This window comes from Aeromonas sp. R7-1, from assembly GCF_040908115.1.
GTDB classification, from domain to species: Bacteria; Pseudomonadota; Gammaproteobacteria; order Enterobacterales; family Aeromonadaceae; genus Aeromonas; species Aeromonas caviae.
In genome coordinates this window covers 360,520-385,269 of the sequence record NZ_JBFODD010000064.1, presented here as the reverse complement: position 1 = coordinate 385,269, position 24,750 = coordinate 360,520, and the positions used below count along the sequence as shown (strand labels likewise).

Annotated in this window: 18 protein-coding genes; 10 read left to right on the top strand and 8 right to left on the bottom strand. The window is 61.8% G+C overall.

The features are described 5' to 3' along the window. Positions 1–86 precede the first annotated feature (86 nt). A complete protein-coding gene (locus AB5Y51_RS20540) occupies positions 87–3,092 on the top strand; it encodes a glycosyl hydrolase family 18 protein (RefSeq protein ID WP_368179111.1) in 3,006 nt (1,001 codons plus the stop codon). A gap of 401 nt (positions 3,093–3,493) precedes the next feature. Here AB5Y51_RS20540 and AB5Y51_RS20535 read toward each other — a convergent pair whose 3' ends face one another. The 7 genes from AB5Y51_RS20535 to AB5Y51_RS20505 all read right to left on the bottom strand — a co-directional run bounded on the left by AB5Y51_RS20535 (position 3,494) and on the right by AB5Y51_RS20505 (position 11,249). Next, a complete protein-coding gene (locus AB5Y51_RS20535) occupies positions 3,494–4,729 on the bottom strand; it encodes a lipopolysaccharide assembly protein LapB (protein ID WP_042014300.1) in 1,236 nt (411 codons plus the stop codon). Positions 4,730–4,740: 11 nt separating this feature from the next. Further along, positions 4,741–5,376, bottom strand: a complete 636-nt coding sequence (locus AB5Y51_RS20530; protein WP_039040356.1) for an energy transducer TonB — start codon at positions 5,374–5,376, stop codon at positions 4,741–4,743. A gap of 16 nt (positions 5,377–5,392) precedes the next feature. Further along, positions 5,393–5,800, bottom strand: coding sequence for a biopolymer transporter ExbD (locus AB5Y51_RS20525; RefSeq protein ID WP_005327075.1), 408 nt, complete (start codon positions 5,798–5,800; stop codon positions 5,393–5,395). Positions 5,801–5,867: 67 nt separating this feature from the next. Then, a complete protein-coding gene (locus AB5Y51_RS20520) occupies positions 5,868–6,395 on the bottom strand; it encodes a MotA/TolQ/ExbB proton channel family protein (protein ID WP_041212455.1) in 528 nt (175 codons plus the stop codon). Between the two features lie 10 nt (positions 6,396–6,405). Continuing rightward, positions 6,406–7,779: a MotA/TolQ/ExbB proton channel family protein gene (locus AB5Y51_RS20515; RefSeq protein ID WP_041215711.1), complete on the bottom strand. Its 1,374-nt coding sequence runs from the start codon at positions 7,777–7,779 to the stop codon at positions 6,406–6,408. Beyond that, entirely contained in the window at positions 7,776–8,540 is a 765-nt protein-coding gene (locus AB5Y51_RS20510; protein WP_277856665.1) for a DUF3450 domain-containing protein, read from the bottom strand. The genes AB5Y51_RS20515 and AB5Y51_RS20510 overlap by 4 nt, the downstream gene beginning before the upstream one ends. Positions 8,541–8,642: 102 nt before the next feature. Continuing rightward, positions 8,643–11,249: a TonB-dependent siderophore receptor gene (locus AB5Y51_RS20505; protein WP_039040352.1), complete on the bottom strand. Its 2,607-nt coding sequence runs from the start codon at positions 11,247–11,249 to the stop codon at positions 8,643–8,645. Positions 11,250–11,988: 739 nt separating this feature from the next. Here AB5Y51_RS20505 and AB5Y51_RS20500 point away from each other — a divergent pair. The 5 genes from AB5Y51_RS20500 (at position 11,989) to AB5Y51_RS20480 (ending at position 18,119) form a co-directional block, all read left to right on the top strand. After that, the gene (locus tag AB5Y51_RS20500) at positions 11,989–13,014 is read left to right on the top strand and encodes an ABC transporter permease subunit (RefSeq protein ID WP_010675471.1); all 1,026 of its coding nucleotides are present in this window, start codon (positions 11,989–11,991) and stop codon (positions 13,012–13,014) included. 2 nt (positions 13,015–13,016) lie between these two features. Beyond that, the gene (locus tag AB5Y51_RS20495) at positions 13,017–14,060 is read left to right on the top strand and encodes an ABC transporter permease (RefSeq protein WP_042865049.1); all 1,044 of its coding nucleotides are present in this window, start codon (positions 13,017–13,019) and stop codon (positions 14,058–14,060) included. Between the two features lie 82 nt (positions 14,061–14,142). Then, positions 14,143–15,960: an extracellular solute-binding protein gene (locus tag AB5Y51_RS20490; protein ID WP_368179101.1), complete on the top strand. Its 1,818-nt coding sequence runs from the start codon at positions 14,143–14,145 to the stop codon at positions 15,958–15,960. 25 nt (positions 15,961–15,985) lie between these two features. Beyond that, positions 15,986–17,023 (top strand): ABC transporter ATP-binding protein, encoded by a 1,038-nt coding sequence (locus tag AB5Y51_RS20485; protein ID WP_041212968.1) that lies wholly within the window; start codon positions 15,986–15,988, stop codon positions 17,021–17,023. Positions 17,024–17,117: 94 nt separating this feature from the next. Beyond that, a complete protein-coding gene (locus AB5Y51_RS20480; RefSeq protein ID WP_368179099.1) occupies positions 17,118–18,119 on the top strand; it encodes an ABC transporter ATP-binding protein in 1,002 nt (333 codons plus the stop codon). A 628-nt stretch (positions 18,120–18,747) separates the two neighbouring features. Here AB5Y51_RS20480 and AB5Y51_RS20475 read toward each other — a convergent pair. Continuing rightward, positions 18,748–20,199: an aminoacyl-histidine dipeptidase gene (locus tag AB5Y51_RS20475; RefSeq protein WP_201925289.1), complete on the bottom strand. Its 1,452-nt coding sequence runs from the start codon at positions 20,197–20,199 to the stop codon at positions 18,748–18,750. A 926-nt stretch (positions 20,200–21,125) separates the two neighbouring features. Here AB5Y51_RS20475 and gpt point away from each other — a divergent pair. The 4 genes from gpt to proB all read left to right on the top strand — a co-directional run bounded on the left by gpt (position 21,126) and on the right by proB (position 24,740). Next, positions 21,126–21,593: a xanthine phosphoribosyltransferase gene (gene gpt / locus AB5Y51_RS20470; RefSeq protein WP_039040347.1), complete on the top strand. Its 468-nt coding sequence runs from the start codon at positions 21,126–21,128 to the stop codon at positions 21,591–21,593. Between the two features lie 174 nt (positions 21,594–21,767). Next, positions 21,768–23,036 (top strand): esterase FrsA, encoded by a 1,269-nt coding sequence (frsA, locus tag AB5Y51_RS20465; RefSeq protein WP_010675462.1) that lies wholly within the window; start codon positions 21,768–21,770, stop codon positions 23,034–23,036. Positions 23,037–23,098: 62 nt separating this feature from the next. Then, positions 23,099–23,491 (top strand): sigma factor-binding protein Crl, encoded by a 393-nt coding sequence (gene crl / locus AB5Y51_RS20460; RefSeq protein ID WP_042883291.1) that lies wholly within the window; start codon positions 23,099–23,101, stop codon positions 23,489–23,491. A gap of 145 nt (positions 23,492–23,636) precedes the next feature. After that, the gene (gene proB / locus AB5Y51_RS20455; protein WP_048207022.1) at positions 23,637–24,740 is read left to right on the top strand and encodes a glutamate 5-kinase; all 1,104 of its coding nucleotides are present in this window, start codon (positions 23,637–23,639) and stop codon (positions 24,738–24,740) included. The last annotated feature ends 10 nt before the right edge of the window (positions 24,741–24,750 follow it).

Here is a 24,750-nt window from a genome sequence, read left to right as displayed (position 1 = left end):
CGATTGCGCTTTTCCCGGCATTGAAGCCAAGACAAAACAAGGAAGATAACAATATGCAACAGATCTTGAGGCCCAGCAGGCTTGCCATGCTGGTCGCCCTTGCGGCCGTCCCTGCCTGGGCGCAGGCCGCTTACCCCGCCTATCAGGCCGGCACCGCCTACAAGGCTGGCGACATCGTCAGCAACGCAGGCGCCCTCTATGAATGCAAGGAATTCCCTTACTCCGGTTGGTGCGGCGCGTCCCCCTATCACTATGCCCCCGGGGTGGGGGTGGTCTGGGCCGATGCCTGGAAGCTGTATGGTGGCGAGGTGCCGCCACCGTCCCTGGTCGTCGCCATCGGCTCCCCCGCCGTGGGTGCCAGCGTCAGCGAGGGGGCCAGTGTGGCCCTGGCGGTGACGCTGAGCGGCCCGGTCACGGCGCTCGCCCGGGTGGAATACCTCATCGACGGCGCTCTGGTCGCCACCGCCACGGCTTCTCCCTGGAGTGCCAGCTGGTCTGCTGCCGGTGCGGGCAATCACGCCCTCAAGGCCCGGGCGCTGGATAAAGACGGCAAGGTGCTGAGCGAGGCGGATTCGAGCTTCAAGGTCGCCGCCGTAGTGGCGCCAGAGGCGCCCAGGGTGAGCATCGCAAGCCCCGCCGCCGGTGCCAGGGTGACCCTGGGCCGCGCCCTCACCGTGAGCGGCAATGTCACCGACGCCAATGACGACGTCGCCAAGGTCGAGCTCTTCGTGAATGGCCAGAAGGTGGGCGAGGACACCAGCGCCCCCTGGCAGCTGAGCTGGACGCCCCAGAACAAGGGGCTGACCGGCCTCAAGCTGGTGGCGACCGACAAGACCAACCGCTCTGGCGAGTCGGCCCAGGTGGACGTGCAGGTGGAAGAGGCGGCGCTGCCCCCCACCGGCGGCAACCTCTCCTGCGACGTGCGCCAGATCTACCGCGCTGACGGCAGCGAGTGCATGGGGGATGACCACGGCCGCCGCGTCATCGGGTATTTCACCTCCTGGCGCACCGGCAAGAACGGCCTGCCCGCCTACCTGGTGAGCGACATTCCCTGGGACAAGATCACCCACATCAACTACGCCTTCGCGGCGGTGGACGAGCAGAGTCACACCATCAAGGTGGATGACGCCGCCACCAAGCTGACCTGGAACGGGGTGCCGGGCGCCGAGATGGATCCGGAGTTTGCCTATCAGGGTCACTTCAACCTGCTGTCGAAGTACAAGAAGCAGTACCCGGACGTGAAGACCCTCATCTCCGTCGGGGGCTGGGCCGATACCCGCGGCTTCTACGCCGCCACCACCAAGGGCGACTGCTCGGTCAACACCGCCGGCATCAACGCCTTTGCCGACTCGGCGGTGGGCTTCATCCGCCAGTACGGCTTCGATGGGGTGGATATCGACTACGAGTACCCCACCTCCATGAAGGATGCGGGCAACCCCAACGATTTCCCGCTCTCCAACCAGTGTCGCGGCAAGCTCTTTGCGAACTATGAAGTGCTGATGAAGACCCTGCGCAACAAGCTCGACAGCGCCGGCACCGAGGACGGTCGCAAGTACATGCTGACCATCGCCTCGCCGGCCTCGGCCTACCTGCTGCGCGGCATGGAGAACTTCCAGGTCACCCAGTACCTCGACTACGTCAACCTGATGACCTATGACTTCCACGGTGCCTGGAACCACTTCGTCGGTCACAACGCCGCCCTGTTCGACAACAAGGCGGATCCCGAGTTGTCCCAGTGGGGGGTCTACACCCAGGCCCAGTTTGGCGGCATCGGCTATCTCAACTCCGCCTGGGCGGCCCACTACTTCCGTGGTGCCCTGGCGGCGGGCAAGATCAACATAGGGGTGCCCTATTACACCCGTGGCTGGCAGGGGGTCACCGGTGGCACCCACGGTCTGGGTGGCAAGGCGGCGCTGCCGAGCCAGAGCGATTGCCAGCCTGGCACCGGTGGCAGCACCATTCCGTGCGGCAACGGGGCGGTGGGCATCGACAACATCTGGCATGACCTTGACAAGAACGGCAAGGAGATTGGCGGTGGCGCTGTGCCCATGTGGCATGCCAAGAACCTGGAGCACGCGGCCAGCCTCGGCATCACCACCCTGCCGAGCTACGGCCAGGCCTGGGGTCTGGATCCCAACAACCCGGCCCACGTGATGCAAGGCCAGTATGTGCGTTACTACGACGACAAGGCCCATGCGCCCTGGCTCTGGAACGAGCAGAAGAAGGTGTTCCTCTCCACCGAAGATGAAGAGTCCATGGGTCACAAGCTCGACTACATCGTCAAGCGGGGCCTGGGGGGCGTCATGTTCTGGGAGATGGCGGGGGACTATGACTTCGACGCGGCCAAGAACGAGTACGTGATGGGCAGCACCCTCACCAGCCTGGCGTATGAGAAGTTCAGCAAGGCCGACAAGGCTGCCCTGAAGCAGAATGATCTGCCGGCTCCGGCCGCCCAGCTCGACATCGGCGTGAGCCTCTCCGGCTTCAAGGAAGGGGACTCCAACTACCCGATCAACCCGACCCTCAAGCTCACCAACAAGTCGACCCAGACCATTCCGGGCGGCACCCGCATCGAGTTCCTGGTCCCCACCTCCACCTCAGACACCATCACCGACCAGAGCGGCATGGGGCTGAAAGTGGTGGAGAGCGGTGGCAACCAGAACTCGGACGGCATCGCCAATGAGAAGGACTTCCACAAGGTGGCTCTGACGCTGCCGGCCTGGAAAGCCTGGACGCCGGGCACCGACGTGGAAGTGGCCATGACCTACTACCTGCCGGCCGCCGGCGTGCCGAGTGGCATGCGCCTGATTGCCGGCAGCCAGACCATAGGCCTGAAGTCCGACTTCCCGGCCCTGGCCGAGGCGGTGCTGGGCAGCAGTGGCGGTGGTGACGGCGGCAGCGGTGGCACCACCTGTGCCAGCCAGAACGTCAACCCGGCGGACTACAATGCCTATCCGACCTGGCCGCGCGGGGATCACGCCAATGGCAACGACCGCATGACCAACGGCAAGGCGGTGTGGCAGGCCAACTGGTGGACCAGCAGCGAGCCCAAGGCGGGCGATGGCAGCTGGAAGCTGGTGTGCAGCTACTGAGTTGTCCCGGCTGCTGTACCAGCAGCGAACTCAGAGTGGGCGACGGCAGCTGGAAGCTGATGTGCAACTACTGAGTTGTCCCGGCTGCTGTACCAGCCGCGAGCTCAGAGCGGGCGACGGCAGCTGGAAGCTGGTGTGCAGTGACTGATGACCTGTTGAAGGGGTTGCCCCCTCCCAACGCAACGATCCAATCCGGAGCCCAGGCTCCGGATTTTTTTGTGCCTTGTATCAGGAGAAGGAGGGGGAAAAGGGCAGGGGAGTGACCATAAAAAAGACCGCTCCGAAGAGCGGCCAATTGCCACCAAGGCAATCTGCGGGGTGACCCCCTTGTCGATGTGTCGCGGCCCGGATGCCGAGTCGGGGAGATCCCCGCCCCGCCCCGCCAGCCGGGCCGCGCAGCTTTATTGGGTGACGGCGCCGCCCTGCTGCTCTTTCAAGAAGCTGATCCAGGGGGAAGCGCGACCACTGACGTTGCCGTTCTGGGCGGCCTGAGTGAAGGCGGAGAGCGCCTCCTTGGGCTTTTGCTGCTCAAAATAGGCGACCCCGGTCAGGAACTTCAGGTCCGCCCGCTGCTCGCCGCTGGCGTTGGCGGCAGGTTTGGCGGCGAAGGCCACCAGATCCTGGTAGCGCTTGCTCTGGATCATCATGCGCGCCATCTTGAGCTGCAGCTCGGCATTGGGGGCCAGCTTGTAGGACTTGGCCAGGGTGTCGATGGCCGGGTCCAGCTCCTTGGCCTGATGCCAGTAGTTGGCCAGCGTCTTGTAGTTGGCCGCGGTGCTCTCGATCTGCCCCTCCTTCATGGCCTTCTCCATCACGCGGGCGGCGCGGTGGGGAATGCCGGCGAAGGCGAGGTAGTTGGCGAGCCGCTGCAACTCGTTGGCTTCGGTCAGCATGCCGAGGTTGTAGGCCCCTTCCAGTGCCGCCAGGGCCTTGGCATCATTGCCCGCCTGCATGTGCATGGCCGAGAGCTGGGTCCAGTACTTCTTCTTCTCCGGGTAGCGGTCCACCAGGGCGGTCAGCACCTCGGTGGCCGGCTTGTACTGTTTCAGCTCGTAGTGGGCCGCCATCTTCAGCAGGTACCAGGACTCCGGCGCCTTGCCCGCGGAGAGCTTGATCGCGTTGTCCACCGCCGGAATGGCTTCCCGGTACTGCTTGAGCTGCACATGGGCGTTGGCCAGGGTGATGTAGGCGTGCGGGGTCGGCTTCTCGTCCTTGCCGAGGTTTGCGAACCACTCCTTCATGGTGTTGATGGAACCCTTGAAGTTCCCCTCCGCCATGTAGAGCTGGGCCAGGTTGTAGCGCACCTGCTGGGCCACCGGGGGCGGCAGGCCGCCGGTGGCGATGGCGTCGGCGAAGTACTTGGTCGCCTGACCGTACTTCTCCTGCTGCGCCGCCACGAAGCCCAGGGTCTGCAAAATGACCCCCTTGTCGTAGACCCGCTCGCCAGCGCCGGACAGCGCCTCCTGCAGCTTGGCATTGGCCTCGCCGTATTTCTTCTCGGTGATCAACGCCTGGGCCTTGTTGACCGCGCGGTAGGCGCGGTCAGACAGGGCGGGTTGTTCGGCGGCCCAGGTGGCGGTGCTGAGCAGCACCGCCATGGCCACCGGGGCGAGGATCAGGGTATGTAACTTTTTCATCGCCACCCTCCTTAGTTGGTCGCAAACTCGATCTCTTGCTGCATGCGACTGGCCTGCGGCTTGCCGTCCACCATGGCCGGCTTGAAGGTCCACTTGGCAATGGTCTGGCGCGCCGCCTTGCCGAGGTCATAGCTGCGGGGCTCTTCCTTGACGATGCGGATGTTGCTCACGGTACCGCGCTCGGTGACGGTGAACTCCACCAGTACCTTGCCGGATGCGAGACCGGCCAGGGCTGCCTTGCGGGGCATCATGGGCTCGAAGGTCGCCATCGGGATGGCGCCGTTGTTGCCGCCCATGCCGCCGCCACCGCCGCCGGTGCTGTAGGCACCCAGGGCGTTGCCGCCACCGATGTTGACCGGGATGTCGAGTTTGGGCATGTCCATGGGGGAGCTCTCCATCTGCGGCCTGTCCGTGCTCGCCACCTCCATCTCGGGCGGGGGCGGCGGGCGGTTCGGGGGCGGCGGCTTGGGCAGTTCCCGTTGTTTCTCTTGCAGGGTCTCCTGAGGCTTGAGGCGGATGAAGTCGGTCATGGTGACGTCCTCCCGCTCCGTCAGCTCCCGGTGATCCGGCGTGATGAGCTTGTTCATTCCCAGAAACAGGAAGAACACCACCACGCAGGAGACCGCCAACGATATCAGGTATCTCATAGGGCTCGCTCCGGCATCAGCTGCTCTTGCTCGCCGCGATGGAGATGTTCTGGACACCGGCCATGCGGATCTGGTCCATGACCTGCACCACCAGCCCGGAACGGGACTCGGTATCGGCCTGAATCACCACGGCGCTCTCCGGGTTCTCCGCCCGCAGCCGCTCGATGTTGGCGCGCACGGCACCCACTTCGACGACCCGTTTGTCGACCCAGACCTGACCGTTCTCGCGGACCGCGACCATGATGTTCCCCTTCTTCACCGTCTCGGCCGTGCTGGCGCTCGGGCGGTTGATCTCCACGCCGGACTCCTTGACGAACGAGGTGGTGACGATGAAGAAGATCAGCATGATGAACACGATGTCCAGCATGGGGGTCAAATCGATGGCCGCCTCGTCAGCACCGCTGTCGCTGTGACGTTTTCTCATGGCAAAAAACTCCTTGCTTGTTCTGTGCCCCGGCGGGCATGGCCCGGCCGGGGATGTGCATCCTGCATCAGCCGTGTTTCAGGTTGTCTTCCAGCTTCTGCACCGCCAACTTGGCCTTGTGATCGAGCTGGTTGACAAAAAACAGGCCGGAAAGGGCGGCAATCATGCCCGCCATGGTCGGTACCGTCGCCTTGGAGATCCCCGAGGCCATCGCCCGCGGTGAGCCGGTGCCGGTAATGGCCAGGGTGTCGAACACCTGCACCATGCCCACCACGGTCCCGAGCAGCCCCATCAGCGGGCAGAGAGCGATCAGCACCTTGATGACCGGCATCCCCTTGTCCACCGCCATGGCGACCCGGGAGACCAGCTCGCGGCGGATCTGCCTGGCAGACCAGGAGAGGTGATCGGTGCGGGCCAGCCAAGTAGCCTTGGTTTGCTTCACCTGTTTGGGGTAGACCGCCATGAAGTAGAACCAGCGCTCCAGCAACAGGGCCCACATCATCAGGGTCAGGAAGAACAGGGCGACCAGCACGTCGCCCCCCAATCCCAGAAACCGGCGGACCGACTCGACTTCTTCAATCAACCAGAACCACATGGGTGACTCCTTAGGCTGCGGCTTTGGCGGCGTGCAGACGTTCCTGGTAGCGGGCGACGAAACCGGCGCTCTGCTCTTCCAGCACCTGGATCAGACGACGGCTCTGGGTCTGCACGATGGTGTAGAGGAACAGCATGGGCACGGCGACCACCAGACCCTGCATGGTGGTGACCAAGGCTTCGGAGATACCACCAGCCATCAGCTTGGGATCGCCGGTACCGAACAGGGTGATGGCCTGGAAGGTGGCAATCATCCCGACCACTGTCCCCAGCAGACCCAGCAGCGGCGCGACCGAGGCGATCAGCTTGATGATGCTGATGCCCTTCTCGAACTTGGGCACGTTGCGCAGGATGATCTCGTCGAGCTTGGATTCCAGATCCTCGATGTTGTCGCCACGATGGCTCTGGTAGGCCCCCAGCATCTCGCCGATGGGATTGCCCTTGATGATCTGATCGGATTTGAGCTGCTTGCGCATGGATCCGCCGATGAGGGAGAGGCGAGCGCCGCAGAACAGGGCCAGCAGGGTACCGAGCACGCCGAGCACCATGATGACATAGCCCACTTCACCACCCTGGTCGATCCGCTCCTTCAGGGTCGGCGACTGCACCAGCAGGGAGAGGATCACGCCGCGGGACGGGTCGACGAAGATCGGCTTGACGCCGCCGCCACCCTGTTCAAAGTCGGCGATGGGTTCCAGCACCCCTTTGTCGGGTTGGCGGGGCAGCTGTTCGAACTTGCCGGTCTCCGGCACGAAGGTGAGGTACTTGCCTTCGGAGACGGTGTTGAACTCACCGATCTGGGTGACGGTCTTCTCGGCCTGGTTGCCTTCGCCATAGACCACGGTGGCCGGGATCTGGCTCACCTTGCCACCGTCGACCATGCGGCTGAGGGTGGTGGTCCAGAAGGCGGTCAGGTCATCGCTGGAGGGCAGCTCCTTGCTTTCGGCCAGGCGGGTCAGCAGGGCGGTCTGCTCCGGATGCTCGACCCGGCGGGCAGAGGCGTTGAAGATCCCCTTGAACTCGCCGGCGAACTGGCGCAGCACGCCAAACATCTCGCCCATGTTGCCGGAGCGCTGGCGCAGGGTCTCGGTCAGCTCGGTGAGCTGCTTGTCGTTGGCATCGAAGGTGGCCTTGAGCTTTTCGCCCCTGGCGACTTCGGCGGCGAGATCCGCCTTGGCCTTGGCGAGCAGGGCCCCTTGTTCGTTCTTGTCAGCCAGGAAGCGGGCTTCCCGCTCCTTGTTGAGCTGGGATTCGCTGGTGCTGGCGGCCTTGACCTGATTGAGCAGGGCGTTGAGATCCACCGGCTTCTCGGCGGCGGTCACCGGCAGGGTGACCAGGGTAGCGCCCGCGATCAGCGAGGCGATGGCAAGTTTGATTCCTTTCATGATGCTTTCTCCGCAGTTTGAACCGGCAGCTTGATGAGGGCGGGGGGCGCCTGCTTCTTCGCGATGCGAAGGCCTTGTTCAACCGCACTGCGATACTCCTGGGGCAGTACTTCCCACTGGCGGGTCTTCTTGTTCCACATGCCGGTCTCGTTGCCATCCGGGGACTGGTAGAGCAGGGCGATGCGGCCGACCCGCAGGAACTCGTAGGTCTTCTCGTCCCCATCCTTGTCCAGGCTCGCCTTGTAGGCTTCGATGGTGCGGCTGAAGCCCTCCTCGATCTGGTAGGCCTCGAGGATCTTGCGGTACTTCTCGGAGATGGTGACATCGGCCCGGTTCATGAGATCGGTCAGGGCCGCCACGCGGTCCTCACGCTCCACCTTCTGGAACGGCAGGTCCAGGGAGACGAACTGCTCGAGGGAGTCGATCATCTTGAGCATCAGGGGCACCACTTCGGTGCTGGTCTGGTCGATCTGGGCGATCTGCTTTTGCATGGAGGCGAGTTCGGCGCTCTGGGAGTCGACCATCTTGCCCACTTGCTCGTTGTAGGTGCGCAGGCTGTCCACCTGGCGCAGGGCGGCCTTGTACTGGGCCAGGGCAGACTCGGCAGACTCGGCGTAGCTGTCGATCTTCTGCTGGGAAACTTTGGATGCATTGTCGGTGGCGGCTTGAGCGTCCACGGCCTGACCTGCGGTGGCGGCACTCAGATTGAAGCTGGTCAGCAAGGCAGCCGAAATCAGGCTGCCGAGGAGCGCTTTCTTCATTGTAGTTGTCCTTGTTTTCATAGGATTACCCTATCTCCGTAACTTCCTTGGGACCTTGGGCAAAGCCGGCCCGAGCGGGCCGGCTTGTGGTTTGCTGGTGGATTAGAACTTCTGGCTGTAGTCGAGGTAGTAGATGCGACCGTCGATGCTGTAGAGCTCGTCGTCATAGGTGAAGCCATCGCTCTCGAGGGACGGGCCCACGTTGAACATGTTCTTCACGCCGACCTGGATCTTGCCGTTCCAGGGCGCTTCCACGCCGACGTTCAGGTTCCAGGTGGTCTGGGACGCGATGTGGCCCACTTCCTCACCGGTATCGGCGATGTAGTCCTGGCTCTGGGAGTCGATGTAGTTCGCGCTCAGGTAGGTATCCATGTTCCACCATTGGGGAACGTTGACACCCACACCGGAGCTGAAGCGCATCTGGGGCAGACCGTTCTGGCCGATCTTGTCGATGATGGGACCACCGGCGTACAGACCTTCCTTGTATTTCAGGATGTAGGTACCGCCCAGGTCATAACGCACGGTGGCGTAGTTCAGGTCGTAGGTGTAATCCACCTTCAGGTCGAGGCCGGAGGTCTCGAGGGTCCCCAGGTTGACCATGGGAGCGATGGCGTTGCTGATCTTGCCCTGGCTGTTGCGGGTGATGCTGCTGGAGCTGCCGCTGTTCAGTTCGTCATAGATGAGAGACTGCAGGGAGTTCAGCTGGATCACGTCCTCGATCTTGATGGTGTAGTAGTCCAGGGAGAGGTTCAGGTCATCCACCGGGCTGTAGGCCACCCCGAAGTTCCAGGTGTCCGCGGTCTCTTCCTTCAGATCCTCGTTGGAGGTACGGGTGGTGTCGTACTGGCGGTTCGGGCAGTCAGCCGCGGAGATGCCGTTGGCCTCGCAGTAGACGTAATCCTTCGCCCAGTCGGCAGAGAAGGAGTCAGCCGAGTAGAGATCGCTCAGGCTGGGGGCGCGGAACGAACGGGACCAGGAGGTGCGCAGCATCAGGTTGTCCAGCGGCTGGTAACGCAGGCTCGCCTTGGGGGAGAAGGCGCTGCCGAAGTCGCTGTACTTGTCGAAGCGACCGGCCACGTTCAGCTCGATCTGCTCGGTGATGGGCACCAGGGACTCGATGTAGGCGGCAGTCACGTCACGCACGCCACCGGAGGAGTTGCCGGAGGAGCCGATGATGTTGCCGGCTTCGGACTGGGCGTCGTATTTGTCGGCATAGACCCAGTCGTTGTACTCGGCACCGGCGTACCAGCTGACCGGACCGGCCGGCAGTTCACCCATGTCCCACTGGACACCGGCGTACCACTGGTAGAAGTCCATGGTGGAGCGGCGGCTGGTGTCGGCGGCCATGGAGGCCGTGGTGGAGGCGTCGAACTCGCCACCGACGAACTTGCCGTCGGCGACCGCCTGCTGGGCAGCGGACTTCAGCACGTAACCGGTGCCGTTCTCCTTGTTGTCGGTCTTGGAGTACATGTAGCCGGCGTTCCACTGCATGTCGCCGACGCTTTCGGTGGCGATGGTGCCTTCGAAGCCGAGGTTCATGCTGCCGGTGGTGTCGGTGACATAGTTGTCACGGGGGCCGACGTTGCTGAAGCGGTAGTAGGCGTAGGCAGCCTCACCCAGACCCTGGGTGGCGGCGGCATCCAGGCCGTTGTCGGCGAAGAACTGGGCGTTCTTCGGGTTGGCCGGGTCAATGGTGAAGGCACCGGCGGCCGGGGCGAAGCGGCCGAAACTCTCGACCCGGGAGCCGATGATCTGCGGCACGAAGTCCACGTTGTCGTTGATGTGGTAGCGACCGTTCACGTACAGGGTGTCACGGCTGCGGGAGGCCGTGGTGGCCGCGACCTGGCCGTAGTTGAAGTTACAGCCGCCCTCGAACCCGACGAAGGGCTCCTTGCATGAGCCGTCGGCATTGGTGGCGCCGGCCAGGGGGCCGTATTTCCAGATGGGGTCGCCGTTGGCGTCAAGACCCGTGATCCCTTCCACGTTGCGGCCGTAGGGGCTGGGGGAGTCGTTGCCCTGTTTGGAGAGATAGTCACGATCCCGAGCGTAGATGACGTCCTTCTTGTCGTGCTCGTAGACCGCCATCAGGGAGCCCTTCTCGCCGGCCACCCCTGCCACGATGGAGCCGCTCTTCTCGTCGCCGCCCTCTTCGCTCGGGGAGCCGATGCGGCCCTGGAAGTCCAGCCCTTCGTAGCCCTCTTTGAGCACCACGTTGATCACGCCACCGATGGCGTCGGAACCATAGATGGCGGAGCCGCCGTCCAGGTTGACCTCGACCCGCTCAACGGCGGCCATGGGGATGGTGTTGAGGTTGATGGAGGTGCCGCCCATGGTGGGGGAACCCGCTACCCGCTTGCCGTTCAGCAGAACCAGGGTACGCTCGGAACCCAGGCCGCGCAGGCCGACGGTGGATTGGGACTGGAAGGAGCTGCCGGAGGCAGGGGAGACGCCGCCAAAGGAGTTGTAGGAGGCTTGCTTGAGGTAATCGGCGACGGTCTGCTGACCGGATTGCTCGATTTTCGCCTTGGTCACGGAGACGACCGGGGTGGCGCCTTCCACATCGACCCGGGAGATCCGCGAGCCGGTGACCTTGATTTTTTGCAGTTTTTCTACGTTCTGGCCCTCTTCGGCCAGGACAGGGGTGGCCACAACTGCCGCGCTCGCCAAGGCAAACGCTACGGCAGCAGAGAGTCTGCTTTTCCTAAGCATCGCTAGTATCCTTCCTGATTGTTTATTGTTTGCTTCCATTACCGCCCTCGTTGGAGCGGTGCGTAAGGCTTATCAAGGTTTGGTGATGGACGTCAAATGGAGCGGCGGGGATGGGGGCAGCAGAGGGAATTAGATGGGAATATGCACTTGATGGAATATTTTTGGCGTTTTATTCCGTAAATGCCGCGTCAAATTATGTAAAGATGTTGTTAAGTTCGATTTTTACAATTTTATTGATTATTTTTGAACTTATCGATAAGTCGCTTGTCACTCCGGTGCCGATATCGAGAAAACGGTTTTTTGCAGTATTTTCATCTGCTTTTATGGCGAGAGCGTTTTCCGGGGAACGGAGGGTGGGGGAGGCTATCCCTCTTCTTTTATAGGTAAATGAGAAAATAACCCAACTTATCCTTAACTTGTTGATTTTATTCTGTTTGATATGGATTAAAACACCTGTGTAATTAATTTTTTAATAATTAAAATCGAGTTTGACGGGTAGGCGTAGCAGTTTTTTATATTGAAGTTGGGTTTTTTGGAAAAAATCATTCGCGGGATATGCTGCGGGGGGACATTCCCGGTCGCAGACAGGGTTCTACTTGATTTTTGTTGCAGAGCTTTTACAGTGACCGAGCCGGATTGTCTGCCAATGCCAGTCAATTCAGTGAGTAATGCCAGGTAAGGATAGGCCCGTCACCGGATGTGACTGGCCATAAAAGAACAACAAGGACGAGGTTCCACCATGCTGTCGTATTTCCTACGTCGGATGCTTTTGATCATCCCGACGTTTCTCGGTATCACCCTGCTCGTCTTCACCATCACCCGCTTCGTGCCGGGCGGCCCGGTCGAGCGCATGCTGCTGCAGGCGCAGGTCTCGCAAAACGAGTCCGGCCGCTCCAGTGGCAGCAAGGGGGCGCAGGCACTCTCCGACGAACAGATTGAAGAGCTCAAGGCGTTCTACGGCCTCGACAAGCCCATGCTGGTCGCCTACTGGGACTGGTTGCAGAAGCTGGCGGTGCTGGATCTCGGGGAATCGACCCGTTATTACGAGCCGGTGTGGGATCTCATCAAGGAGAGGTTGCCGGTGACCGCCTTCTTCGGGCTCGCCACCTTTCTGCTGAGTTATGCCGTCTCCATCCCGCTCGGTGTGGCCAAGGCGCTCAGGCACAACAGCCGCTTCGATTCCCTGAGCTCCATGCTCATCTACATGGCCTATGCGCTGCCCGCCTACGTGGTGGGGATCTTCCTCATCACCGTCTTTGCGTTCCATCTGGAGTGGCTGCCCATGGGGGGCTTCCCGGGGGACGAGTTTGACGGGATGGAGAGCAGCTGGGATCAGATCCGCACCGTCTTCGCCCACGCCCTGCTGCCCCTCATCGCCTACGCCATCGGGGATTTCGCCATCCTCACCATGACCATGAAGAACAGCCTGATGGAGAACCTGTCGGCGGATTATGTGCGCACCGCCGTGGCCAAGGGGTTGCCGTTTCGCAAGGCGGTGACCGATCACGCCATGCGCAACAGCCTGATCCCCATCGCGAGTCACCTGGGGTCTGTGCTCACCGTCTTCTTCGGGGGCTCCTTCCTCATCGAGACCATCTTCAACATCGACGGCATCGGCCTGCTCGGTTACGAGGCCATTGTCGAGCGGGATTACCCCACCGTCATGGGTATTCTGGCCATCACCTCCATGCTGATGCTGGTGGGCAACATTGTCTCCGACATCTGCGTTGCCCTGGTCGATCCTCGCGTGCGGTTTGGAGAGTGAGCATGAACCTGAATCCGGTAACTCTGAAAAAACTCAAGCGCTTCAAGTCGATAAAGCGCGGCTACTACTCCTTTGTCATCTTTTCGGTCCTGGTGGTCATCTCTCTGCTGGCGGAATTGCTGGTCAACAGCCGGGCCCTGGCGGTGAGCTATCAGGGGGAGCTCTATTTCCCCACCTATGGGGATGTGATCCCGGGCCAGCACTTCGGGCTCGACTACGAGTACGAGACCAACTACCGCCAGCTCAAGAGCCAATTTGCGAAGGAAGGGAAGGGGGACTGGGTGTTGCTGCCCCTGGTCCCCTGGAACCCCTATGAGCAGGACTTCAAGGAGGAGGCCTATCCGCCCTATGCCCCGAGCCTGGTGGAGCGCCACTTCCTCGGCACCGACACCAGCGGTCGCGACGTATTGGCACGGCTGGTCTACGGCTTTCGCATCGCCATCGGCTTTGCCTTCATCGCGCTGGTGGCGAGCTATGTCATCGGGGTCAGCATCGGCTGCATGATGGGGTTCCTCGGCGGTCGGTTCGATCTCCTGATGCAGCGTTTCATCGAGATCTGGTCCCAGGTGCCCTTCCTCTACGTCATCATGATCCTGGTCTCCCTGGCCAAGCCGAACTTCGGCCTGTTCGTCGGCATCAACGTGCTGTTCGGCTGGATGGGGATCACCTGGTACATGCGCACCCTCACCTACAAGGAGCGGGCGCGGGACTACGTGATGGCGGCGCGGGCCCAGGGGGCGAGCACCCGGCGCATCATCTTCAACCATATTCTGCCCAATACCCTGATGATGATCGTCACCCTGGCCCCGTTTGCCGTGGTGGGCAACATCTCCACCCTGACGGCGCTGGACTACCTGGGCTTTGGCCTGGCGCCGCCGACCCCGAGCTGGGGGGAGCTGCTCTCCCAGGGGATCAACAACCTCGACGCCATCTGGATCGTGAGTTCGGTGGTGGCGGCGGTGAGCCTGGTGCTCATCATGGTCTCCTTCATCGGGGAGGCCATCCGGGAGGCGTTCGATCCGCGCAAATTTACCCGTTATCAGTGAGCGGTGGCGCCTTGCCAGGGCACATCGACAGGACCCTTAATGAAGACGCCCCCAGTGCAGGGGCATGACCAGGAAGTCAAACATGAACAATAAAATCAAATGGACAGGTGCTCTCTTTCTGCTGTTGAACGGATCCTGGGTGTGGGCAGCCAGCCTGCCCGCGGATCTGACGTGGGAGACCAACGACACCGACCCCGTGTTCGCCTCTCCCAAGGCGCTGCCCGGCGGCAACCTCAATCTCTTCGTCGACAGCTTCCCGCTGACGTTTCGCACAGTGGGGCCGGATTCCAACGGCTCGTTCCGTTCCTTCATCCTCGACAACCAGATGAGGCTCATCAGCTTCCATCCCAACACGGGCAACCCCATTCCGGCCCTGGCGAATGCCTGGGCCATCGCGCCGGACAGCCAGACCGTCTATTTCAGGCTCGACCCGCGCGCCAAGTGGTCCGACGGCAAGCCGGTCACCGCCGATGACTACACCTTCGGCTACGAGATGATGCGCTCCAAGGACATCAAGGGCCCCTGGTTCAACAACTACTACACCACCGAGGTGGTGGCGGTGGAGAAGATTGACGACCACACCATCCTGGTCAAGGCGGGCAGCCGCAAGGCCAAGCTCGATCTCCTCAACACCACCGAACTGTGGCCCCAGCCCAAGCACTACTACAAGATGGGCCCGAACTGGGTGAAGCAGTACAACTGGGCCGTGGTACCCACCACGGGCCCCTACGTGATGAGCGACGTGAAGAAGGGCAAGTCCGTCACCTTCAGCAAGCAGAAGGAGTGGTGGGCAAAAGACGATCGCTACAACCAGCACAGGTTCAACCTCGACACCATCAAGGTGCAGGTGATCCGCGACCACAACATCGCGTTCCGCCACTTCCTCAAGGGGGAGCTGGACACCTTCGAGATGATCCTGCCCAACTGGTGGCATGAGAAGGCGGTCACCCCGGAGTACAAGCAGGGATACGTGCAGAAGGTGATGGCCATGACCGACACCAAGCAGGGGGGGCAGGGGGTTCACCTCAACGTGGCCAATCCCAAGCTGGCGGATCTCAACGTGCGGCTCGGCATTCAGCACGCCTTCAACATCGACAAGATGATAGAGACGGTGCTGCACGGCGACTATGACCGCGCTACCACCTTCGGCTCTGGCTTCGGGGCCTTCACCGACATCGCGCTGCCGGAGCGGGCCTACGACATCGCCAAGGCACGGGAGTACTTCGCCAAGGGCGGCTACGGCAAGCAGGGGCCGGACGGCATCCTGCAAAACGACAAGGGAGAGCGGCTCACCCTGGCCCTCACCTACACCAGCCAGGAGCACTCCAAGCGGCTGACCGTGCTCAAGGAAGAGGCCAAGAAGGCGGGCCTGGAACTGGAGCTCAATCTGGTGGATGGCGCCACCGGCTTCAAGGTGATGCTGGAGAAGAAACACGAGGCGGCCTGGCTTGGCTGGGGGGGCGGCGGTCTCTATCCGCAATACTGGGAGTCCTTCCACTCCGACAACGCCAACAAGCCCCAGACCAACAACCTGTTCAACGTGGCTGACAAAGAGCTCGACAGCCTGATCGACGCCTACAACGTCGAGTTCGACATGGACAAGCGGGCCGCGCTTTCCCACCAGATCCAGCAGCGGATCTATGATCTCGCCATCTTCGTGCCCGGCGTTCAGCTCAACTACGTGCGAGCCAGCAGCTGGCGCTATGTGATGCTGCCGGAGGTGCCCGCCACCCGCAACACCCCGGATCTGCTCTACTGGCCCATGGATGGCTACCCCCACAGCAGTGGCGGCCTGCTCTGGATCGATCCCAAGGTGAAGGAGGAGACCCAGAAGGCCAAGGCTGACGGCAAGGCGCTGGCCCCCATCACCCTGATCGACAAGACCTATGCACATCATTGATGTGGCCCAGAAGGGAGCAGCAGTCATGCCCAACACACAGGCCACCGCCCCCGGCACCAGCGATCATGAGGGGCAGTCTCTGTCCCCCATCCTCGAGGTGCGGGATCTCGAGGTGGAGTTCGCCGTCGACGACGGCAAGATCAAGGTGCTCGACGGGGTCAGCTTCCAGGTCGCCCCGGGCAAGACCCTGGGGATAGTCGGCGAGTCCGGCTGCGGCAAGAGCGTCACCTCGCTGGCCATCATGGGGTTGCTGCCAAGGCCCCACGGTCAGGTGGTGGCGGGCTCCATCCGCTTTCAGGGGGAGGAGCTGCTCAATCTGCCGCCGGAGCAGATGTACAAGGTGCGTGGCAACCGTATCTCCATGATCTTTCAGGAGCCCATGACGGCCCTCAACCCGGTGCAGACGGTCGGCGATCAGCTGATGGAGGTGTTTCGCCTCCACCGCCCCGATTACAGCAAGGCCCAGCGCCGTGACGCCGCCATCGCCATGTTGCAGAAGGTGGGGATCCCCGAGCCTGCCCAGCGTTTCGCGGCTTATCCCCACAATCTTTCCGGCGGCATGCGTCAGCGGGTGATGATCGCCATGGCGCTGGCCTGCGAACCGGCCCTGCTCATCTGCGACGAGCCGACCACGGCGCTCGATGTGACCATCCAGGCCCAGATCCTGGATCTGATGAAGGAGCTGCAAGCCCAGACCGGCATGGCCATCATCTTTATCACCCACGATCTCGGGGTGGTGGCGGAGCTGTGCGACGAGGTGGTGGTGATGTATGCCGGGCGTGCGGTGGAGCGGGCCGATATCTATGAACTGTTTGACCACCCGCGCCATCCCTATACTCATGGTCTGATGGCCTCGATCCCGCGTCTGGAAGATGTGCCAAAGAGCCTGCTCAAGACCATCAAGGGTCAGGTGCCCGCCCTGCACGAGATGCCGGCGGGGTGCCGTTTCTCCAACCGCTGCCCCCATGCCACGCCCCTTTGCGTGGAGACCATACCGGTGACCGAGCAGTTGAGCGAACGCCACGGGGTGGCCTGCCACCACTGGAAGGAGGTGAGCCTATGAGCGGCCTGGTGTGGGGACGGGGTGTCGCAGGACAGCCAGGCGGCGGGAAGGCGACCAGGTCGTTTGCTGCCATGAATCGTCGGGGATGGAAGTCATGACCAGCTTGTTGTCGGTAAGCAATTTAAAGCAGCATTTCAAGATGGGTGGCGGTTTCTTGCGCAAGCAATACACCGTCTACGCGGTGGATGGCATCAACTTTGATCTCAGGCAGGGGGAGACCCTTGGCCTGGTGGGGGAGTCGGGATGCGGCAAGTCCACCCTGGGGCGTTCGTTGCTCAAGCTGTTCGAGCCGACCGCCGGCTCCATCACCTTCGAGGGGCGTGACATCACCCACCTCTCGCCCAAGGAGATGCGATCCCTGCGTCAGGAGATGCAGATCGTGTTCCAGGATCCCGCAGAATCCCTCAACAGCCGCCACACGGTGGGGCAGATCCTGGAGGAGCCCTTCATCATCCACGGCAAGGGCAACGCCGAACAGCGCCGGACATGGGTGCAGGAGCTGCTGGAGAAAGTCGGCTTGCCCGGCAGCGCGGTGGATCGCTACCCCCATGAGTTCTCTGGTGGCCAGCGCCAGCGCATCGGCATCGCCCGCGCCATCGCCCTCAAGCCCAAGCTGCTGGTGTGTGACGAGGCGGTGTCGGCGCTCGACGTGTCGGTGCAGTCCCAGATCGTGAACCTGCTGCTCAATCTGCAGCGGGAGATGAACCTCGCCATCATCTTCATCGCCCATGACCTGTCGGTGGTCAAGCACATCTCGGACCGGATTGCGGTGATGTATCTGGGCCGGATCGTCGAGCTGGCCGAGGCCCAGGCACTCTACCTGGCACCGCGCCATCCCTATACCCAGGCGCTCATCTCCGCCATTCCGGTGCCGGATCCGCGGCGGCGCAGCCAGCGTATCCTGCTGACGGGAGATGTGCCGTCCCCCATCTCGCCGCCGAGTGGCTGCCACTTTCACCAGCGCTGCCCCCATGCAACGGATCTGTGCCGCACCCGCTCGCCCGCCCTTGAGGCGTGCGGCGGGCAGGGGCATCAGGTGGCCTGCCACTTCCCCTTACCCGTGCAGGAGGCGGTGCCGTTGGGAAAGGCGATATGATGCCGGCGCCCGCCACGTCGCGACCGGCATCGCTGCAAGGTGGCACCAAGAAGGCGCAATAGAGGCGGAAACGGGATAAAAAATGGGGCCTGCGGGCCCCATCTTCATGGTTGGAGTTCAGGTTTGGCCGTGGGAATTCTGGCCCGGGCAGGACAGCGCCCCGATGGGGGTGGCTGCTGTGTGGATTGCTGAGTTGTTTTGTAGTTTTATTACGTTGCTAATTTCAACTTCCGGACAGGCGATATCAGGCGCCATAACGGAAGTAGTAATTGCGGGTTGCAGGCGCATAAGTGTCTTTCTCTTCAGCACCTTTCTTGCTGGTTGCACCCTTCAGGTGGAACAGCACTGCCAGATTCTCGAACATATGATAACCTCGTTTCTCTGTGGTTCATGGGTTGTGTGACCTTGGTCACGTTCTGATCCTAGGGGCATATGTGAGCTGGATCAACTTTTTGTGTTGTAAATTTACATAAATCATGGAAAGGGTTTTCAAATGCAGACCTGTTCATGGATACGGTTTCATGCCAGTGCCACGTATGGAGTCGGGGATATGAGAGAGGTGGCCGAGGAGGGAGCACAAAAAAGATGCCCCGCACGGGGCGGGGCATCGGTATGGTCGTGAGCTGGCTTACTTGGCCGGGATATGTTCCAGCACGTGAACCAGCAGTTGCCAGAAACGCTCGACCGCCGGGATGTGTACCTTCTCTCCCGGTGCATGGGCGCCACGGATGGTCGGGCCGAAGGAGACCATGTCCCAGTCCGGGTAGGCGCTCTTGAACAGACCGCACTCGAGGCCTGCGTGGATCACCATGACGTTCGGCATCTCGCCAAACAGGGTCTGGTAGCTGCTTCGCACCAGTGCCATGACCGGTGAGTCAACGTTCGGGGCCCAACCCGGGTAGGCGCCGGTGAACTCGCAGCTGGCGCCGGCCAGGGTGAACAGGGAGCGGGTCATCTGCTCGATGTTCTCGCGACCGGAATCGATGAGGGAGCGGATCAGGCACTGCACATAGACTTCCCCCTCGAGTGTCTTGATGACACCCAGGTTGGTGGAGGTCTCGGTCACGCCCGGGATGGCGTCGCTCATGCGCATCACCCCGTTCGGGCAGGCCATCAGGGCATCCAGCAGGCGGCTTTGCAGGGACTCGCTCATGAGCTGGACCGGTTTCTCCCGGGCGGTGAGCAGCACGGTGAGGTTGGCCTCGGTGGCGGCCAGCTCGCTTTGATAGATGCCGGCGTAGCGGTCTACCAGAGCCTTGAAGTCAGCCACGCTGGCGGCGGGCACCAGCAGGCTGGCGCGGGCCTCGCGGGGGATGGCGTTGCGCAAGGTGCCGCCACTGAGATCGCCAAGGCGCACCCCCAGCGGTTCGGCGGCCTTGAGCAGACGGACCAGCAGCTTGTTGGCGTTGCCGCGGCCGCGATGGATGTCGACCCCGGAGTGGCCGCCGCGCAGGCCCTTGACCTGCAGCTCGAAACCTTCACCCTCGGTGGCAGCGACCCGCTCCAGGGGGAAGCGGATATTGGCATCGACCCCGCCGGCGCAGCCCATGTAGACCTCGCCATCCTCTTCGGAGTCGGTATTGAGCAGGATCTCGCCCTCCAGCCAGCCCGCTTCCAGACCGAAGGCGCCGGTCATGCCGGTCTCCTCGTCGGTGGTCAGCAGCACTTCCAGCGGGCCGTGCTTGATGGTCTTGTCGGCCAGCACGGCCAGGCAACCCGCCATGCCCATGCCGTTGTCGGCACCCAGGGTGGTTCCACGGGCGGTGACCCATTCGCCATCGATGTAGGCATCGATGGGATCGGTGGTGAAGTCGTGCTGGGTGTCGGCGTTGGCCTGGGGCACCATGTCGATGTGGGCCTGCAGCACCACGGCCTTGCGGTTTTCCATCCCCGGCGTGGCCGGTTTCTTGATGATGATGTTGCCGACGGCATCTTGCTTGACCGCCAGGCCTTCTCCCTGGGCCCATGCGACGATCCAGGCGCTCAGCTGGGCTTCGTGCTTGGAGGGGTGGGGGATGGAGCAGATCTGCTCGAAGAATTGCCAAATCAACTTGGGAGACAGAGAACTGAGCTGTGCCACGTCGGGACTCCTTACCAGCATGGAAAATGTCGGGCCCCACTCTGCGGGCCGGGGAAGAGGATAACGATAATACAGTCAATCACGCAAAAATGTGAGCGATCAGCGCAAATGACGCTCTGCTTGTGCTGGGAAAGGGAGCATGGATGGCGAACTTCACTGCCTGCCTTATTCGTGTCAGCACAACATCAACTTTGTGATGTTGGTCACAAAAATATTGTCTTTTTGGCGCCGGGTGGTAAATTAGCCGCAGTGGCCAGCCCACTTGTCAGGATGACAATCAATGCCTCCAGGGAACCGAAGCAAAGCAAGTGCGCCTCCATGGAACCGAGTGTCAGTTCAAGGATGTGAACCCGCATTAAGGTACGTAACTTGTTAAGCAATCAGGAGTTTATGATGTCAGGCAGCAATTCAACCTATTGGTTTGCCCAATCTCTCTATACCCAGGGTTTCAACTACCCGAATCCCTACGCCACCCGCCGTTAAGGCTCGCAGGCGTCACAGGTAACAGCAGCAGGTGTGTGAGGATCCTCTCCTCCCCCTGCTATTTTTTTGCCCGAATGTCATGGAATGTGTGTCAAACGGCTAACCTGTCGGTGTCGCCGGAGCCTTCCCAAAAGGGCGACAGAGCGGAAGATGGCGGACATTTCCTGTTTTTCGCATACGTTTGCCGCTCAATTTATCCATAAAGAGTGCTATCATACCGGCCCAACAGCCGGCCCGAGATCGGGAGTCCACCCGAGATGGCCGCCAGCTACATCCCATCCCTGTTCGCATTGCATCCGTTTTTGCCGCCGAGGCGTCAGCCCCGAGGCCGAAAAAGTGCAAGCAAAATTCGGGAAACGGGGTGCCAGAATTGACCTGAACCCGTCTCTTTGCCGGGTTTCACCTCATAAGTGATTGCTTTATAACTCGTTGAGATCGATAGCATGCCAAAAAAGTTCTATGTATCGTGGGATAACCTGCAACGCGAAGCGCGCCGTCTGGCCCGTCGTCAACTGCCTGTCAGCCAGTGGAAAGGGATCATCGCCGTCAGCCGCGGTGGTCTGGTGCCTGCGGCCCTGATGGCCCGCGAACTTGGCATTCGCAATGTCGAAACCCTCTGCATCTCCAGCTATGACCACGACAACCAGCGCGAGCTGGTGGTGGTGAAGGCTGCCACCACCGCAGGTGACGGCGAAGGCTGGCTGGTGGTGGACGATCTGGTGGACACCGGCGGCACCGCCAAGGCGATCCGCGAGCTCTACCCCAGAGCCAAGTTCATCACCATCTTCGCCAAGCCCATGGGCGAACCCCTGGTGGATGACTTCGAAGTCGCCATTCCGCAGGATACCTGGATTGAACAGCCCTGGGACATGGCGCTGGAGTTCGCCAAGCCGATCTGCGACGAAGCGTAATCGCCGCACCGGTCGCGACCAGTGACTCCCCGGCATTCGGGAGCGGACTGATCCGTCGTGATGCAAGGTTGACCACATTGAGCCCCTTTTGGGGCTCAATGCGTTTCTGGTGTGGCTGCTCGATGTGAAAAGTGGTTAAGATGGGACATTGTTTGAGACAGAAGAGCCACCATTTTGGAACCAAACGACGATACCAATCTGACGGAAAAGCTGTTTACCCGGGTCAAAAAGGTATTGGAAACTTCCGAAGTCTCCAACTCGAGCCCCGTCGACGAGCAAGACAGCGCACTGTCTGACAGCTTCATCGATGGCGCCCTGTCGCCCCGCTGGTATCGCCTGCTGCGCAGACCGACCTGGGCCTGGCAGGGGGCCGATCCCGTCGAGGTGGAGCAGACCCTGGCGCACATCGCCATGGGGCAGGGGGAGCGCAGTCACGAACGCTATCTGGACACCATCAAGGGCTATGTGCCCGGCAACTGGGTCTATGAGTGGAGTCAGCTCGCCGGCCGTTATTTCAATACGGGGAGGACGCTGCTGGGGGAAGGGGATCGCGCCGCGGCGCTGAAGAGCCTGCTCAAGGCAGTGCGCTACTACTCCATCGCAAGCTACCCCCACCTCAAGCACGACGAGCTGGCGGATCAGGCCCAGTTGCTCGGCAACATGGCCTATCGCGAGGCCGGACGCCTGTTCAAGGTGCCCCTCAAGGAGTTGCAGGTCCCGTTTCGGGGCAAGACCATCCAGGGCTACCTGCATCTGCCCACCACCGAGAAACCTGTGCCCCTGGTCATCGTCAGCGGTGGCATCGATTCGCTTCAGGTGGACTTCCTCAACTTCTATTTCAAGTGTCTCGAGCCCCACGGCATCGGGATGCTCTCCCTGGACATGCCGGGCACCGGCTATGCCGAGCACTGGCCCCTGGTGCAGGACACCAGCCGCCTGCACCAGGCGGTGCTCAACTACCTCTCGGAGGTGGCCTGGGTCGATCACCAGCGCATCGCCATGGTGGGGTTCCGCCTCGCCGGCAATGTGGCGGCCCGTCTCGCCTTCGTCGAGCCATTCAAGCTTCGGACTGTGGTCTGCATCGGTGCCGGCATCAACCAGGTGTTCACCAATCAGGAGATGTTCGCCCGCTGCCCGCGCATGATGCGCGACGGGCTGGCGAACCGGCTGGGGGCGGACGCGGCCCAGTGGGATCTGCTGCGCACCAAGTGTCAGGTCTTCTCCCTCAAGACCCAGGGATTACTGGGGAGTCGCACTTCCGTGCCGATATTGAGTATCGGGCACAAGAAAGATTTTATTTGTCCCGAGCAGGATGTCCGGGCATTGGCCGCTGCGAGTCGCAACGGCAAGGCGGTGGTGTTTGACAAGCAGCCACTGCTCGAGGTCTATGATGAGGCACTGAAAGAGACGGTAGATTGGCTCAAAAAGCACTTATGTACATGATATAAAACTAAAAATGTAACATCACCATGTGATGGTATGGCTTGTTCAACAGGGAGGTTAGCATGTCAGAAAGAGTGACTTACAAGCGATTGCTGCGGCAGTTCGCGGCCATTGGCCCCTATTTGCGTGAAGACCTGTGCGAGGAGGGCCGCTACCGCTTTGACTGCCTGTCCGTCTGCGTCAGCGCCAAGCCTGCCCCGGACAAGCGGGAGTTCTGGGGCTGGTGGCTGGTGCTGGAGCAGGAGGATCACAGCTTCAGCTACCACTATCAGACGGGGTTCTACAACGCGGACGGGGAGTGGATCGACAAGGCGCTGCCCAAGAAGCATCAGGCGGAAGTGGAACGCACCCTGCAACATTTCTACAAGCTCATCAGCGGCAAGTTGACCCAGCTGGAGTGCACCCTCTCCCCCGCGAAGCAGGTGACTGCCGAACTGAGCGTGACGGCAGCCTGATCCCCAAGCCCCGCATCTTCCCGGTGCGGGGTACCCCGATGCTTTGTCACCGAGCCCGCAACTGCCTGGCGAGGCTTAATTGCCTTGCAGGGCAGGGGTGCCGTGGGTATAAAGGGATTCCTTACTTTTCTAACCCTTCGTTCCCATGGAAAACAGAACCATAGTCGTCAAACTGGGCACCAGCGTGCTCACCGGGGGATCTGCCCGCCTCAACCGTGCCCACATGGTCGAGCTGGTCAGACAATGTGCCGCCTTGCATCGACACGGGCACCGTGTCGTGCTGGTCACGTCGGGGGCCATCGCCGCCGGTCGTGAGCATCTGGGCCACCCTCCGCTGGCGCCTACCCTGCCGAACAAACAGATGCTGGCGGCGGTGGGTCAGACCCAGCTCATCCGGGTATGGCAGGACCTGTTTAACCTCTACGGGCTGCACATCGGCCAGATGCTGCTGACCCGCGCCGACCTGGAAGACAGGGAGCGCTACCTCAATGCCCGCGACACCCTGCGCACTCTGCTCGATCACCGCATCATCCCCGTCATCAACGAGAACGACGCAGTGGCCACCGCCGAGATCAAGGTGGGGGACAACGACAACCTCTCTGCCCGTGCGGCCATCCTGGCGGATGCGGACTTGCTGGTCCTGCTCACGGATCAGAAGGGGCTCTTCACCGCCGACCCGCGCACCAACCCGGATGCCCAGCTCATCGAAGAGGTGCAGACCATCGACGACACCCTGCGCTCCCTCGCCGGTGACAGCGTGAGCGGTCTTGGCACCGGTGGCATGGCCACCAAGTTGCAGGCGGCCGACGTGGCACGCCGCGCCGGGGTGGACGTGGTGATCGCCACCGGCCAGATCCCGGAAGTGATCGGCCGCCTCGCCGCCGGGGAGCGGGTGGGGACCCTGTTCCCGGCTCTGGCATCCCCCCTGGAAGGGCGCAAGAGCTGGATCCTGGCAGGGCCCCCTCCTCACGGCGAAGTGCAGGTGGATCAGGGGGCCGTGGCCGCCATGCAGGAGAAGGGCTCCAGCCTGCTGCCCAAGGGCATCGTCGCGGTGAAGGGAGATTTCGTGCGTGGCGACGTGGTGCGTATCCTGGATCCCAAGGGGAGCGAGCTGGCTCGCGGTATCTGCCGTTACGACCATCTGGAGCTGGATCGGCTGCGGGGGGTCCACTCGGATCAGATTGAACAGGTATTGGGTTACGGCTATGGGGCCGTGGCCATCCACCGTGATGACATGGTGCTGCTCTGAACAGGGCGGC

What these genes read in the sequence shown, in the direction of transcription:
- AB5Y51_RS20515 (WP_041215711.1), bottom strand. Translation starts at nt 7,779, where the DNA reads ATGAAAGGAATCAAACTTGCCATCGCCTCGCTGATCGCGGGCGCTACC.
- AB5Y51_RS20485 (WP_041212968.1), top strand. Translation starts at nt 15,986, where the DNA reads ATGCCCAACACACAGGCCACCGCCCCCGGCACCAGCGATCATGAGGGG.
- AB5Y51_RS20495 (WP_042865049.1), top strand. Translation starts at nt 13,017, where the DNA reads ATGAACCTGAATCCGGTAACTCTGAAAAAACTCAAGCGCTTCAAGTCG.
- gpt (WP_039040347.1), top strand. Translation starts at nt 21,126, where the DNA reads ATGCCAAAAAAGTTCTATGTATCGTGGGATAACCTGCAACGCGAAGCG.
- AB5Y51_RS20480 (WP_368179099.1), top strand. Translation starts at nt 17,118, where the DNA reads ATGACCAGCTTGTTGTCGGTAAGCAATTTAAAGCAGCATTTCAAGATG.
- crl (WP_042883291.1), top strand. Translation starts at nt 23,099, where the DNA reads ATGTCAGAAAGAGTGACTTACAAGCGATTGCTGCGGCAGTTCGCGGCC.
- AB5Y51_RS20525 (WP_005327075.1), bottom strand. Translation starts at nt 5,800, where the DNA reads ATGAGAAAACGTCACAGCGACAGCGGTGCTGACGAGGCGGCCATCGAT.
- AB5Y51_RS20500 (WP_010675471.1), top strand. Translation starts at nt 11,989, where the DNA reads ATGCTGTCGTATTTCCTACGTCGGATGCTTTTGATCATCCCGACGTTT.
- AB5Y51_RS20490 (WP_368179101.1), top strand. Translation starts at nt 14,143, where the DNA reads ATGAACAATAAAATCAAATGGACAGGTGCTCTCTTTCTGCTGTTGAAC.
- AB5Y51_RS20535 (WP_042014300.1), bottom strand. Translation starts at nt 4,729, where the DNA reads ATGAAAAAGTTACATACCCTGATCCTCGCCCCGGTGGCCATGGCGGTG.
- AB5Y51_RS20505 (WP_039040352.1), bottom strand. Translation starts at nt 11,249, where the DNA reads ATGCTTAGGAAAAGCAGACTCTCTGCTGCCGTAGCGTTTGCCTTGGCG.
- proB (WP_048207022.1), top strand. Translation starts at nt 23,637, where the DNA reads ATGGAAAACAGAACCATAGTCGTCAAACTGGGCACCAGCGTGCTCACC.
- AB5Y51_RS20530 (WP_039040356.1), bottom strand. Translation starts at nt 5,376, where the DNA reads ATGAGATACCTGATATCGTTGGCGGTCTCCTGCGTGGTGGTGTTCTTC.
- AB5Y51_RS20540 (WP_368179111.1), top strand. Translation starts at nt 87, where the DNA reads ATGCTGGTCGCCCTTGCGGCCGTCCCTGCCTGGGCGCAGGCCGCTTAC.
- AB5Y51_RS20520 (WP_041212455.1), bottom strand. Translation starts at nt 6,395, where the DNA reads ATGTGGTTCTGGTTGATTGAAGAAGTCGAGTCGGTCCGCCGGTTTCTG.
- AB5Y51_RS20510 (WP_277856665.1), bottom strand. Translation starts at nt 8,540, where the DNA reads ATGAAGAAAGCGCTCCTCGGCAGCCTGATTTCGGCTGCCTTGCTGACC.